The organism is Klebsiella michiganensis, from assembly GCF_015139575.1.
In the GTDB taxonomy this organism is placed as follows: domain Bacteria; phylum Pseudomonadota; class Gammaproteobacteria; order Enterobacterales; family Enterobacteriaceae; genus Klebsiella; species Klebsiella michiganensis.
The window spans coordinates 177,380-191,453 of record NZ_AP022547.1 but is presented as its reverse complement, the minus strand read 5'-3'; the positions used below and the strand labels follow the sequence as shown (position 1 = coordinate 191,453).

Genomic DNA, 14,074 nt, shown 5'->3' with positions numbered 1-14,074 from the left:
TTACGCACCGGGCATCAATGATGACATGTAAGAGCAATTACATGTGCGCGGCTATCAACCGCTGGTTATCCTGATACATCGCGAAGAGATAGTTGTTATAGCTCGACCCTTTGGTCGAATAGCCCTTCAGCTTATGAATCATCGTGCTGGCGGTCACTTCCTGATCGGCTTTACGCAGCTGCGCACGCGATTTACGGAACGACGAGTAGGCCGGATGCGTATTCAGATTTCGGACATAGGCCTGAACGGACTCTTCCACCGAATCAAACTGGGAGTAGCCCTTCACCGCACCGCGGCAGTTTCCACCGCCACACTTCATACCAAATAAATTGTTGTTCACCCGCGCCAGCTTTGACGTTCCCCAGCCGCTTTCCGCCGCTGCCATGGTAGCGACCATGCTATTCGGGATAATGTCGACGCGCTCAAGCAGCGAGTTCCATGGAATATGGCGAGTATTGCCGGACCACTTCACTTTATAGCGAGAGGCGATCTCTTTCAGCCGCGTACGCTCGCTCGGCGACCAGCGCGCATCGTACTGCTTGGAAACAAGCCAGTTACGATCGGCGGTAATCACCTGATTCTGTTTCGTAATGTAAGGCATTACCGTCCGGAGAAACGCTTTTTTCCTTGGTGTCCCGGAAGGGTATTTTCGCAAATCAGGAAGTGAACTGCTCTTTACACTATTGCGAGAATACTCTTGTTTACTGCTTACCTTGCTTACTTTAACGGTGCTTTTCTTCTTAACTATTGGGGCTTTATGACTCGTTGTTGCTGTGTGTGTTGTTGCCAGCACACTACCTGAAAATATGCAGGTAAGTAACATGAGTATCGCGGCCCCATATCGTCGAATGGGAGTCGATATCATTAGGTCTCCTGGTCGGATGCAATCATTCCAACGCCTTGTTTTTCACAAAAAATCGATAGTTGAATCGCGAATAGTATCAAAAATACCCAGATGACGCACCCACAGAAATAGTCCAATTCCGAAAAGCTGTCATCTGAAATCGGTTTCCGCCCCATGACAACAGTACAAAAATGCGACAACCATCGCATTTTTTGCTTGTTTTTTGAACGCGATCACTCACCCTTTTTCATCCTCCCTGGAAAAGCGCCGGTGGGATGAGTTCATTAGACAGCCAGACGCGCAAACTGAACAAAAAACCGCACACAGGACTCCGGAATGAAACTCGCTGCGCTTGCGTCGCTGCTGTTGCCTGGGATGGCCTTCGCCGCCTGGACTACCGCAGATTTCCCCGCCTTTACCGAAGAAGGCACCGGCAGATTTATCAGTCAAAACGAGGTAGCAAAGGGTACGCGCCCTCTGCGGATTAATTTTGACCAACAGTGCTGGCAGCCTGCCGGCGCGATCAAGCTCAACCAGATGCTGTCTATGGAGCCTTGCCGCGATCCGGCGCCGCAGTGGCGCGTATTCCGCGATGGCCGCTATACCCTGGAAGTCGATACCCGTTCAGGTACGCCAACCATGATGGTCTCTCTGGAGGAGAAACAGACCGCCGCCGCCGCGCCGCAGATGAAGCAGTGTCCGAAATGGGATGGCAAGCCGCTTACCATTGACGTCAGCAAATCCTTCGCCGAAGGCAGTAAAGTTCGCGATTTCTACAGCGGTAATATCGCGACCGTCAGCGGCGGTAAAGTTACCCTCCAGCCGGCGTTTAACAGCAATGGTCTGCTGCTGCTTGAACGCGCGGAAACGGAAGCCGCCGCGCCGTTCAACTGGCATAACGCCACCGTCTATTTCGTGCTGACCGATCGCTTTGTCAACGGCAACCCGGCCAACGACAATAGCTATGGCCGCCACAAAGACGGCATGCAGGAAATTGGCACCTTCCACGGCGGCGACCTGCAGGGCCTGACCAGCAAACTGGATTACATCCAGCAGCTCGGCGTTAACGCGCTCTGGATCAGTTCGCCGCTGGAACAAATCCACGGCTGGGTCGGCGGCGGTACGAAAGGCGATTTCCCGCATTACGCCTATCACGGCTATTACACCCAGGACTGGACGAAGCTGGATGCCAATATGGGAACGGAAGACGATCTGCGCCGCCTCGTCGATGAGGCCCACAAGCGCGGGATCCGCATTCTGTTCGACGTGGTGATGAACCATACCGGCTACGCGACCCTGGCCGATATGCAGGAGTTTCAGTTTGGCTCGCTGTACATCCAGGGCGATGAGCTGAAAAAGACCCTCGGAGAACGCTGGACCGACTGGAAGCCCCGCGCGGGACAAAGCTGGCACAGTTTTAACGACTACATTAACTTCAGCGACAAAGCCGGTTGGGAAAAATGGTGGGGTAAAAAGTGGATCCGCACCGATATTGGCGATTACGACAACCCCGGATTTGATGACCTGACGATGTCGCTGGCCTTCCTGCCGGATCTGAAAACCGAATCCACGGCGCCATCCGGCCTGCCAAACTTCTATCGCCATAAGCCGGATACCGCGGCCAAAGCGATCCCCGGCTATACGCCGCGCGATTATCTGACCCACTGGCTGAGCCAATGGGTGCGCGACTACGGCATCGACGGCTTCCGCGTCGATACCGCCAAGCACGTCGAGCAGGCCGCCTGGCTACAGTTAAAAACCCAGGCCACTGAAGCGCTGGCGGAATGGAAAAAAGCCAATCCGGATAAAGCGCTGGATAACGCGCCGTTCTGGATGACCGGCGAGGCCTGGGGCCACGGCGTGATGCAGAGCGACTACTATCGCCACGGTTTTGACGCAATGCTGAATTTTGATTATCAGGATCAGGCGGCGAAAGCGACAAGCTGCCTGGCGAATATCGACCTGACCTGGCAACATATGGCAGAGAAGCTTCAGGATTTCAATGTGTTAAGCTATCTCTCCTCGCACGATACCAGCCTGTTCCGCGAAGGCGGCAGCACGGCGGCGGAACTGCTGCTGCTCGCGCCTGGCGCAGTGCAGATCTTCTACGGCGATGAATCCTCACGACCGTTCGGTCCGACCGGCTCCGATCCGCTTCAGGGGACGCGTTCAGATATGAACTGGCAGGACGTCAGCGGCAAAGCCGCGCGCAGCGTGACCCACTGGGAGAAACTGGGCCAGTTCCGCGCCCGTCATCCGGCGATTGGCATGGGTAAACAAACCACCCTATCGATGGCGAAAGGCTACGGCTTTATTCGCGAGACCGGCGATGACAAAGTGATGGTGGTATGGGCAGGTCAGCAGTAGCCTTCTGACCCAAGGCTCCCCTGACACTCGGGGGAGCCGCTTCAGAACAAAAATCCAAAATATCTTCCTTTAGCAGCATAAAAACAAAATATCTCACTGATACCTCGATTTGCACCCTGTCTGCGCTGGCGTTATGGTTACCCACTTTCCTGGAATACCGACAGACTAATCGCGATGACATTTTCACTTTTTGGCGACAAATTTACCCGTCATTCGGGCATCACCCGCTTGATGGAAGACCTCAATGACGGCCTGCGTACCCCGGGCGCCATCATGCTGGGCGGCGGCAATCCCGCGCAGATTCCGGAAATGAATGATTACTTCCATAGCCTGCTGGCCGACATGCTGAACAGCGGCAAAGCCCTTGATGCGCTTTGTAATTATGACGGTCCGCAGGGTAAAAGCGAGCTGCTGGCCCTGCTGGCGCAGATGCTGCGTGATGAACTGGGTTGGGAGATCGAACCACAGAATATTGCACTGACAAACGGCAGTCAGAGCGCGTTTTTCTACTTGTTTAACCTCTTCGCAGGCCGTCGCGCGGATGGAACCACCCGTAAAGTGCTGTTTCCGTTGACGCCCGAGTACATCGGCTACGCCGATGCCGGCCTTGAAGAAGATCTGTTTGTCGCCACTCGCCCGAACATTGAACTGCTGCCGGAAGGCCAGTTTAAATACCACGTGGATTTCGAACATTTGCAGGTCACGGACGAGACGGGAATGATCTGCGTTTCCCGCCCCACCAACCCAACGGGCAACGTGATCACCGACGATGAGCTGATCAAGCTGGATGCGCTGGCCAACCAGCACGGCATCCCGTTGGTGATTGATAACGCCTACGGCGTTCCGTTCCCGGGGATTATTTTCAGCGACGCCAGGCCGCTGTGGAATCCGAATATCGTGCTGTGCATGAGCCTCTCCAAGCTGGGCCTGCCGGGTAGCCGCTGCGGGATTATCATCGCTAACGAAAAAATCATCACCGCCATCAGTAATATGAACGGCATTATCAGCCTCGCCCCCGGCGGAATGGGGCCGGCCATGATGTGCGAGATGATTAAACGCAACGATCTTCTGCGCCTGTCGGAAACGGTGATTAAGCCGTTCTACTACCAGCGCGTTCAGGAGACTATCGCCATTATTCGCCGCTATTTGCCGGAAGATCGCTGCCTGATACATAAACCGGAAGGCGCGATTTTTCTCTGGCTATGGTTTAAGGATCTGCCGATTTCTACCGAGCTGCTGTACCAGCGCCTGAAAAAGCGCGGCGTCCTGATGGTGCCGGGCGACTATTTCTTCCCTGGCCTGGATAAGCCGTGGCCGCACACGCATCAGTGCATGCGCATGAACTATGTGCCGGACCCGGAGAAGATTGAAGCAGGCGTGAAGATTCTCGCCGAAGAAGTTGAACGCGCATGGGGTGAACAGGACGCGTAAACGGGCGCCAGAATCCTGAATAATCCAGATATATTCCCGGCTCGCGCTGCGCTCAGCCGGGCTACAGACTTCCAGCGTTCTGCGGACAGACAGCCCGGACAAGGCGCGCCAGCGCCGCCTCCGGGAACACGCCGTAAGAAGGCATCATCGCTACATCGCCAGCGCCATCCGCTGGCGACGTTCAGCGGCTATTCTCTCCAGCTCCATCGGTTCCATGCAGCGCAGCGCCTGCGTCGGGCATGCCGCCACGCAGGCCGGGCCTTCTTCCCGATGGCTGCACAAATCGCACTTCAGCGCCTGTACGCCCTCCTCCACCCGCATCACCGTCATCGCGCCATAGGGGCACGCCACCATGCAGCTTTTGCAGCCGATGCAGCGGCGCTGATCCACGCGCCAGACCGAATTTTCCCGGCGGATAGCGCCCTCGGGGCAGACGTTGGCGCAGGGCGCATCTTCACACTGGCGGCAAAGCGTCGCCGTCGAGAGTTCGTCATTTTTCACCACGCGGATCCGCGGCGCAAAGCGCATGGCGGAAACGCCAGAACAGTCCTGGTCCCGCTGATGGGATACCACGCAGGCGACTTCACAGGTACGACAGCCGATGCACTTTTGCGCATCCGCGATAATAAACCGGTTCATCCTTGCTCCACTGGGGATAAAAACGCAGAGTGCCAGAAAAAACCGCTTCCGCGCCTTGATCCTGAATGGAGTCAGCGGCGTTTTCTCTCAGATGCCCGGGACAATTTGGTCATCTGCCTTACCCTTCCCGCACGGAAAAGCCCAGTTCGCGGGAAATCGCCTCTGCCGTATCGCGCAGCGGCTTGAGTAAATTCTTCTCTCCTACCTGCTTGAGGCGCGATGTTGATAAGGAGATAGAAATGGCATAAGGCACGCGTCCATGAATATCGAAAACCGGGACCGCCAGGCAGGACACGCCCAACTCGTTCTCTTCCCTGTCCATCGCCATATTACGCTCGCGGATCTGCGCCAGCTCATCATGCATCGCAGGTAAGCCGGTAATGGTATTCCGGGTCAGCGGCTGAATAATATCCTGGTGTGAATTCCAGTAGCTCTCAACGTAGTCAGGATGGCCAAACGCCATATAAATCTTGCCCATTGCCGAGCAGTACAGCGGCATATGCTGGCCAATATAGGCGCGCGTACGCAGCATGCCGGTGGTCGGCTCCAGCTTATAAATCAGGATAGCGTGGTCATCTTCACGGCTGGAGAAGTTCACCGTCTCGCCGGTGGCCAGGTTGAGCGCCTCAAGATGCGGCGCCGCGACGTGGATGATATTGAGCGACGACAAAGCCTTTTGGCCAACGGCGATAAACTTTGTCGTCAGACGATAGCTCCCCGCCGCCGGGGCTGGCGTCACGTAGCCGCAGGATTGCAGCCCCTGCAATAAGCGATGAACGGTGCTTTTGTTCAGGCCCGCCAGTTCCGACAGATGCGCCAGCGGGCATCCGTTTGGATAATTACTCAGGATCTCAATCAGCATCAACCCACGAAAAAGGCTCTGGCTTCCGGCAGGCCTCTCCTTGTCTTGCGTTACATCGCTCTCTTTTGTGCCCATCGTTTCCGCTCCCCGTTTTTGTCGCGTTCAGATGGTAGCGCAAAGTGTGTTTCAGTTCACGATCTGAACCGAAAAAACACAACTTTATGATTTTTATGATTTTTAAAAATAACGCTGCCCGTTGATCTGATAAAAATTGATCGCTATATTTGAAATCAGATTTCGCATAGTGAAATTTAGAGATAAAAAAGCGATCAACTCTGACCAGGGAAACAGGAATGAAAGTAACGTTTGAGCAGTTAAAAGAGGCATTCAATCGAGTACTGCTGACGCGGGGTATCGCCGCAGAAACCGCCGATGCCTGCGCAGAAATGTTTGCCCGTACCACCGAATCCGGCGTCTATTCTCACGGCGTGAACCGCTTTCCTCGCTTCATCCAGCAGCTGGACAACGGCGACATCATCCCCGAGGCTAAACCGCAGCGGGTGACCAGCCTAGGCGCTATCGAACAGTGGGATGCCCAGCGCTCCATCGGCAACCTGACGGCGAAAAAGATGATGGACCGGGCCATCGAACTGGCTTCCGATCACGGTATCGGCCTGGTGGCGTTACGTAACGCCAACCACTGGATGCGCGGCGGCAGCTATGGCTGGCAGGCGGCGGAAAAAGGCTACATCGGCATCTGCTGGACCAACTCCATCGCCGTTATGCCGCCATGGGGCGCTAAGGAGTGCCGTATCGGTACCAATCCGCTGATCGTCGCCATTCCGTCAACGCCGATCACCATGGTGGATATGTCGATGTCGATGTTCTCCTACGGCATGCTGGAAGTTAACCGCCTTGCCGGCCGCGAGCTGCCCGTGGACGGCGGATTCGACGATGAAGGTCATTTGACCAAAGAACCGGGGGTTATCGAGAAAAACCGCCGTATTTTGCCGATGGGCTACTGGAAAGGTTCCGGCCTGTCGATCGTGCTGGATATGATTGCCACCCTGCTTTCCAACGGCTCTTCCGTTGCCGAAGTGACTCAGGAAAACAGCGATGAATATGGCGTTTCGCAGATCTTCATCGCCATAGAAGTGGATAAGCTGATCGATGGCGCAACCCGCGACGCCAAGCTGCAGCGAATTATGGATTTCATCACCACCGCCGAACGCGCCGATGAAAATGTGGCGGTCCGCCTGCCCGGCCATGAATTTACCCGACTGCTGGATGAAAACCGCCGCAACGGTATTATCGTCGATGACAGCGTATGGGCCAAAATTCAGGCGCTGTAAGGAGCTCACCCATGATTTTTGGCCATATTGCTCAACCGAATCCGTGTCGTCTGCCCGCGGCCATTGAACAGGCGCTTGATTTCCTGCGCACGACGGATTTTCACGCGCTGGAACCCGGCGTCGTGGAAATCGACGGCAAGAACATCTTCGCGCAGGTTATTGACTTAACCACCCGCGATGCCGCTGACAATCGTCCGGAGGTTCACCGTCGCTATCTGGATATCCAGTTTCTGGCGTGGGGTGAAGAAAAAATCGGTATCGCCATTGATACCGGCAATAATCAAATCAGCGAATCGTTGTTAGAACAGCGCGATATTATTTTCTATCACGACAGCGAACATGAATCGTTCTTTGAAATGACGCCAGGCAACTATGCGATATTTTTCCCGCAAGATGTGCATCGTCCTGGATGTAATAAAACTGTAGCCACCCCGATCCGCAAAATAGTCGTTAAGGTCGCTATTTCAGTTTTATAATAAGGAGCACAAAATGAATTCGAATAATACCGGTTACATTATCGGTGCGTACCCCTGTGCACCCTCATTTCACCAAAAGAGTGAAGAGGAAGAGACGGAATTCTGGCGGCAGCTCTCCGACACCCCGGATATTCGCGGGCTGGAGCAACCCTGCCTTGAACATCTTCATCCGCTCGGCGACGAGTGGTTATTGCGCCATACCCCGGGACACTGGCAGATTGTCGTTACCGCCATCATGGAAACCATGCGCCGCCGCGGTGAAAACGGCGGCTTTGGGCTGGCATCCAGCAACGAAGAGCAGCGCAAAGCCTGCGTGGAGTACTATCGTCACCTGCAGCAGAAGATCGCTAAAATCAATGGTAAGACCGCCGGAAAGGTCATTGCCCTTGAGCTTCACGCCGCCCCGCTGGCGGGCAATGCCAACGTGGCTCAGGCGACCGACGCCTTTGCCCGTTCATTAAAAGAGATTACCCGCTGGGACTGGTCCTGCGAGCTGGTGCTGGAGCACTGCGACGCGATGACCGGCACCGCGCCGCGCAAAGGATTTTTGCCGTTAGAAAACGTGCTGGAAGCCATTGCCGACTACGACATCAGCATCTGTATCAACTGGGCGCGCTCTGCCATTGAAGGGCGGAATACCGTTCTACCGCTCACACATACGCAGCAGGCAAAACGGGCAGGGAAGCTCGGCGCGCTGATGTTTTCCGGCACGACGCAAACCGGCGAGTACGGCGAATGGCAGGATTTACACGCGCCGTTCGCGCCTTTCTGCCCGCAGAGCCTGATGACCACCGACCACGCTCGTGAATTATTTGCCTGCGCAGGAGACGATCCCCTGCAATTCTCAGGTATCAAATTACTGGAAATCACTGCCAGCGCAAACGTTGACCATCGCATCGCGATATTACGCGACGGCATCTCAGCGCTAAAACAAGCACAATAATAATAGCCACCTTCATCGCCAGAATATTTTTTAATATTACGAGACTATAAAGATGAATATAACCTCTAACTCTACACCCAAAGATATACCGCGCCAGCGCTGGTTAAGAATTATTCCCCCAATACTGATCACCTGTATTATTTCTTATATGGACCGGGTCAATATTGCCTTTGCCATGCCCGGCGGCATGGATGCCGACTTAGGTATTTCCGCCACCATGGCGGGGCTGGCGGGCGGTATTTTCTTTATCGGTTATCTATTTTTACAGGTTCCCGGCGGGAAAATTGCCGTTCACGGCAGCGGTAAGAAATTTATCGGCTGGTCGCTGGTCGCCTGGGCGGTTATCTCCGTGCTGACGGGGTTAATTACCAATCAGTACCAGCTGCTGGCCCTGCGCTTCTTACTAGGCGTGGCGGAAGGCGGCATGCTGCCGGTCGTTCTCACCATGATCAGTAACTGGTTCCCTGATGCGGAACGCGGTCGCGCCAACGCGATTGTCATTATGTTCGTGCCGATTGCCGGGATTATCACCGCCCCGCTCTCAGGCTGGATTATCACGGTTCTCGACTGGCGCTGGCTGTTTATTATCGAAGGTTTGCTCTCGCTGGTTGTTTTAGTTCTGTGGGCCTACACCATCTATGACCGTCCGCAGGAAGCGCGCTGGATCTCTAAAGCAGAGCAGAACTATCTGGTCGAGACGCTGGCCGCAGAGCAACGGGCCATTGCCGGCACCGAGGTGAAAAACGCCTCTCTGAGCGCCGTTCTCTCCGACAAAACCATGTGGCAGCTTATCGCCCTGAACTTCTTCTACCAGACCGGCATTTACGGCTACACCCTGTGGCTGCCCACCATTCTGAAAGAATTAACCCACAGCAGCATGGGGCAGGTCGGGATGCTCGCCATTCTGCCGTACGTCGGCGCCATTGCCGGGATGTTCCTGTTCTCTTCTCTTTCAGATCGAACCGGTAAACGCAAGCTGTTCGTCTGCCTGCCGCTGATTGGCTTCGCTCTGTGCATGTTCCTGTCGGTGGCGCTGAAAAATCAAATATGGCTCTCCTATGCCGCGCTGGTCGGCTGCGGATTCTTCCTGCAATCGGCGGCTGGCGTGTTCTGGACCATCCCGGCACGTCTGTTCAGCGCTGAAATGGCGGGCGGCGCGCGCGGGGTTATCAACGCGCTTGGCAACCTCGGCGGATTTTGTGGCCCTTATGCGGTCGGGGTTCTGATCACGCTATACAGCAAAGACGCCGGCGTTTATTGCCTGGCGATCTCCCTGGCGCTGGCCGCGCTGATGGCGCTGCTGCTGCCGGCGAAATGCGATGCCGGTGCTGCGCCGGTAAAGACGATAAATCCACATAAACGCACTGCGTAAAATCGAGCCCGGCGGCGCTGCGCCTGCCGGGCCTGCGAAATATGCCGGGTCCTCCCGGCAAGAATGAGATGCGAAAGATGAGCAAGAAACAGGCCTTCTGGCTGGGTATTGATTGTGGCGGCACGTATCTGAAAGCCGGTTTATATGATGCCGAAGGTCATGAACATGGCATTGTGCGGCAAGCGCTACAGACGATGTCGCCCCTGCCGGGTTACGCCGAACGCGACATGCATCAGCTCTGGCAACACTGCGCGGCAACCATTGCCGGACTATTACAACGGGCAGGGATATCCGGTGAACAGATTAAAGGCGTGGGCATCTCCGCTCAGGGTAAGGGTCTCTTTCTCCTCGATAAGCAGGATCGGCCGCTGGGTAACGCCATCCTCTCGTCCGATCGTCGGGCGCTGAATATCGTTCAGCGCTGGCAGCGGGACCGAATTCCCGAACGGCTCTATCCCGTTACCCGCCAGACGCTATGGACCGGGCATCCGGCTTCTCTGCTGCGCTGGGTCAAAGAGAATGACCCCCAGCGCTACGCGCAAATTGGCTGCGTGATGATGGGGCATGACTATCTGCGCTGGTGCTTAACCGGCGTGAAAGGCTGCGAGGAGAGCAACATCTCCGAGTCCAACCTCTACAACATGTCCACGGGCCAGTACGACCCGTGTCTGACCCAATGGCTGGGGATCGGCGAAGTGGATAGCGCGCTGCCCCCCGTTATAGGGTCAGCCGAAATATGCGGGGAGATCACCGCTCAGGCAGCCGCTTTAACCGGTCTGGCGGCGGGTACTCCCGTCGTTGGCGGCCTGTTTGACGTGGTCTCCACCGCCCTTTGCGCCGGGATTGAGGATGAGTCGACCCTCAATGCGGTGATGGGGACCTGGGCCGTCACCAGCGGTATCGCTCACGGTCTGCGCGAACATGAGGCTCACCCTTACGTCTATGGCCGCTACGTCAATGACGGCCAGTATATCGTTCACGAAGCCAGCCCGACCTCATCCGGCAACCTCGAGTGGTTTACCGCTCAGTGGGGCGATCTCTCGTTTGATGAGATCAATCAGGCCGTAGCCAGTTTGCCGAAAGCCGGGAGCGAGCTGTTTTTTCTGCCGTTTCTCTACGGCAGCAACGCCGGGCTGGAGATGACCTGCGGCTTTTACGGCATGCAGGCGCTGCATACCCGCGCGCACCTGCTGCAGGCGGTTTATGAAGGCGTGGTATTCAGCCATATGACCCATCTCAACCGTATGCGCGAACGCTTTACAAGCGTTCAGGCCCTGCGCGTCACCGGCGGCCCGGCGCACTCCGACGTCTGGATGCAAATGCTGGCGGACGTCAGCGGCTTACGCGTTGAACTGCCGCAGGTGGAAGAGACCGGCTGCTTTGGCGCTGCCCTCGCGGCGCGCGTCGGCACCGGCGTATACCGCAGCTTTAGCGAAGCCCGGCGCGCCCGGCAGCACCCGGTACGCACGCTGCTGCCCGATATGACCGCCCACGCGCGCTATCAGCGCAAATACCGCCACTACCAGGATTTGATTGAGGCACTACAGGGCTATCACGCCCGTATTAAGGAGCACGCATTATGAGCCGACCATTACTGCAGCTGGCGCTGGACCATACCAGCCTTCAGGCTGCGCAGCGCGATGTCGCCCTGCTACAGGATCACGTTGATATCGTGGAGGCGGGGACCATCCTCTGTTTGACCGAGGGGCTTAACGCAGTTACAGCCCTGCGCGCCCAGTGTCCGCAGAAGATCATCGTCGCCGACTGGAAAGTCGCCGACGCCGGTGAAACCCTGGCGCAGCAGGCCTTTGGCGCTGGCGCCAACTGGATGACCATCATCTGCGCCGCGCCGCTCGCTACGGTCGAGAAAGGCCACGCCGTGGCCCAGGCCTGCGGCGGTGAAATTCAGATGGAGCTGTTCGGCAACTGGACGCTGGATGACGCCCGCGCCTGGTACCGTACCGGCGTCCATCAGGCGATTTACCATCGCGGGCGCGATGCCCAAGCCAGCGGGCAGCAGTGGGGGGACGCGGATCTGGCGCGCATGAAAGCGCTCTCCGACATTGGCCTTGAGCTATCGATCACCGGCGGGATTACTCCGGCCGATCTGCCGCTGTTCAAGGATATCAACGTCAAAGCGTTTATTGCCGGGCGCGCGCTGGCAGGCGCTGCCCATCCGGCACGGGTTGCCGCCGAATTCCACGCGCAAATCGACGCTATCTGGGGAGAACAGCATGCGTAACCACCCGTTAGGTATTTATGAAAAAGCGCTGGCGAAGGATCTCAGCTGGCCTGAACGGCTGGTGCTGGCCAAAAGCTGCGGTTTTGATTTTGTCGAAATGTCGGTGGACGAGACCGACGAACGCCTTTCGCGCCTGGAGTGGACATCGGCCCAGCGGGCATCTCTGGTGAGCGCGATGCTGGAAACCGGCGTCGCTATTCCCTCAATGTGCCTGTCCGCCCATCGCCGTTTCCCCTTTGGCAGCCGCGACGAGGCGGTACGCGAGCGGGCGCGGGAGATTATGACTAAAGCCATCCGCCTGGCGCGCGATCTGGGGATTCGTACTATTCAGCTGGCGGGTTACGACGTCTATTACGAAGAGCACGATGAAGGCACCCGGCAGCGTTTTGCCGAAGGGCTGGCCTGGGCGGTAGAACAGGCCGCCGCCGCGCAGGTGATGCTGGCGGTGGAGATCATGGACACCGCCTTTATGAACTCCATCAGCAAATGGAAAAAGTGGGACGAGAGGCTTTCGTCACCGTGGTTTACCGTCTATCCGGACGTCGGCAACCTCAGCGCCTGGGGGAACGACGTCACCGCCGAGCTGAAACTGGGTATCGATCGTATCGCCGCCATCCACCTGAAGGACACGCTGCCCGTGACCGACGATAGCCCGGGCCAGTTCCGCGACGTGCCGTTCGGTGAAGGATGCGTTGATTTTGTCGGCATCTTTAAGACGCTGCATGAGCTGAACTACCGCGGTTCGTTTCTGATTGAGATGTGGACGGAGAAGGCCAGCGAACCGGTGCTGGAGATTATCCAGGCCCGGCGCTGGATTGAATCACGGATGCAGGAAGGAGGTTTCACATGTTAGAGCAACTGAAAGCCGAGGTGCTGGCGGCAAACCTGGCGCTCCCGGCACACCGGCTGGTCACCTTTACCTGGGGCAACGTCAGCGCGGTGGATGAAACGCGTCGTCTGATGGTCATTAAGCCCTCCGGCGTCGAATATGAGGTGATGACCGCCGACGATATGGTGGTCGTAGAGATCGCCAGCGGTAAGATCGTTGAAGGCGCTAAAAAACCCTCTTCGGATACGCCAACGCATCTGGCCCTTTATCGTCGCTATCCGCAGATCGGCGGGATCGTGCATACCCACTCCCGCCATGCGACGATCTGGTCGCAGGCCGGTCTCGATCTCCCCGCCTGGGGCACCACCCACGCCGACTATTTTTATGGCGCCATCCCCTGCACCCGGCCGATGACCGTTGAGGAGATTAACGGGGAGTATGAGTATCAGACCGGCGAAGTGATTATCAAAACCTTTGAACAGCGCGGTCTGGATCCGGCGCAAATCCCGGCGGTATTAGTCCATTCGCACGGCCCGTTTGCCTGGGGTAAAGATGCGGCCGACGCCGTACATAACGCCGTGGTACTTGAAGAGTGCGCCTATATGGGCCTGTTCTCGCGCCAGCTGGCGCCACAGCTGCCGGATATGCAGTCTGAACTGCTCGATAAACACTACCTGCGTAAACACGGCGCGAATGCCTATTACGGGCAAAACTAACACCGCGGGACTCCCGGATGGCGGCTAACGCCTTATCCGGGCTACCGGCGGTCTGCGGTCT

The 14,074-nt window shown here is 56.8% G+C and carries 13 protein-coding genes; 10 read left to right on the top strand and 3 right to left on the bottom strand.

The window, feature by feature from the left end; all coding sequences use genetic code 11:
- Positions 1 to 37: 37 nt before the first annotated feature.
- Positions 38 to 865, bottom strand: a complete 828-nt coding sequence (locus tag JLG71_RS00920) for a protein bax (protein WP_071530269.1) — start codon at positions 863 to 865, stop codon at positions 38 to 40.
- A gap of 315 nt (positions 866 to 1,180) precedes the next feature.
- Between JLG71_RS00920 and JLG71_RS00915 the strand changes: the two genes are divergently transcribed.
- Entirely contained in the window at positions 1,181 to 3,211 is a 2,031-nt protein-coding gene (locus tag JLG71_RS00915) for an alpha-amylase (protein ID WP_064374925.1), read from the top strand.
- 174 nt (positions 3,212 to 3,385) lie between these two features.
- Complete coding sequence (gene avtA / locus JLG71_RS00910) at positions 3,386 to 4,642, top strand: valine--pyruvate transaminase (protein WP_014227211.1); 1,257 nt, start codon at positions 3,386 to 3,388, stop codon at positions 4,640 to 4,642.
- Between the two features lie 150 nt (positions 4,643 to 4,792).
- Here avtA and JLG71_RS00905 read toward each other — a convergent pair whose 3' ends face one another.
- Together JLG71_RS00905 and yiaJ are read right to left on the bottom strand one after the other, a co-directional pair.
- Positions 4,793 to 5,281 (bottom strand): 4Fe-4S dicluster domain-containing protein, encoded by a 489-nt coding sequence (locus tag JLG71_RS00905; RefSeq protein WP_014227212.1) that lies wholly within the window; start codon positions 5,279 to 5,281, stop codon positions 4,793 to 4,795.
- Between the two features lie 118 nt (positions 5,282 to 5,399).
- Positions 5,400 to 6,218 carry an IclR family transcriptional regulator YiaJ gene (yiaJ, locus tag JLG71_RS00900; protein ID WP_014839765.1) on the bottom strand — a complete coding sequence of 273 codons (819 nt, stop codon included), beginning with the start codon at positions 6,216 to 6,218 and terminating at the stop codon, positions 5,400 to 5,402.
- Positions 6,219 to 6,436: 218 nt separating this feature from the next.
- Here yiaJ and yiaK point away from each other — a divergent pair, with 218 nt between their 5' ends.
- The 8 genes from yiaK to araD all read left to right on the top strand — a co-directional run bounded on the left by yiaK (position 6,437) and on the right by araD (position 14,013).
- On the top strand, positions 6,437 to 7,435 hold the full coding sequence (gene yiaK / locus JLG71_RS00895; RefSeq protein WP_064374924.1) for a 3-dehydro-L-gulonate 2-dehydrogenase: 999 nt from the start codon (positions 6,437 to 6,439) through the stop codon (positions 7,433 to 7,435).
- Between the two features lie 11 nt (positions 7,436 to 7,446).
- Positions 7,447 to 7,911, top strand: a complete 465-nt coding sequence (locus JLG71_RS00890) for a YhcH/YjgK/YiaL family protein (protein WP_032718798.1) — start codon at positions 7,447 to 7,449, stop codon at positions 7,909 to 7,911.
- Between the two features lie 13 nt (positions 7,912 to 7,924).
- Positions 7,925 to 8,854: a DUF4862 family protein gene (locus JLG71_RS00885; protein WP_064374923.1), complete on the top strand. Its 930-nt coding sequence runs from the start codon at positions 7,925 to 7,927 to the stop codon at positions 8,852 to 8,854.
- Positions 8,855 to 8,906: 52 nt separating this feature from the next.
- Positions 8,907 to 10,226, top strand: a complete 1,320-nt coding sequence (locus JLG71_RS00880) for an MFS transporter (RefSeq protein WP_032692963.1) — start codon at positions 8,907 to 8,909, stop codon at positions 10,224 to 10,226.
- 77 nt (positions 10,227 to 10,303) lie between these two features.
- Entirely contained in the window at positions 10,304 to 11,809 is a 1,506-nt protein-coding gene (locus tag JLG71_RS00875) for an FGGY-family carbohydrate kinase (RefSeq protein ID WP_064374922.1), read from the top strand.
- Positions 11,806 to 12,468 (top strand): 3-keto-L-gulonate-6-phosphate decarboxylase UlaD, encoded by a 663-nt coding sequence (gene ulaD / locus JLG71_RS00870; RefSeq protein WP_032751678.1) that lies wholly within the window; start codon positions 11,806 to 11,808, stop codon positions 12,466 to 12,468. Before JLG71_RS00875 ends, ulaD begins: the two co-directional genes overlap by 4 nt.
- Positions 12,461 to 13,321, top strand: a complete 861-nt coding sequence (locus JLG71_RS00865; protein ID WP_009653713.1) for an L-ribulose-5-phosphate 3-epimerase — start codon at positions 12,461 to 12,463, stop codon at positions 13,319 to 13,321. The genes ulaD and JLG71_RS00865 overlap by 8 nt, the downstream gene beginning before the upstream one ends.
- Positions 13,315 to 14,013 carry an L-ribulose-5-phosphate 4-epimerase gene (gene araD, locus JLG71_RS00860; RefSeq protein ID WP_014839773.1) on the top strand — a complete coding sequence of 233 codons (699 nt, stop codon included), beginning with the start codon at positions 13,315 to 13,317 and terminating at the stop codon, positions 14,011 to 14,013. The genes JLG71_RS00865 and araD overlap by 7 nt, the downstream gene beginning before the upstream one ends.
- Positions 14,014 to 14,074 lie beyond the last annotated feature (61 nt).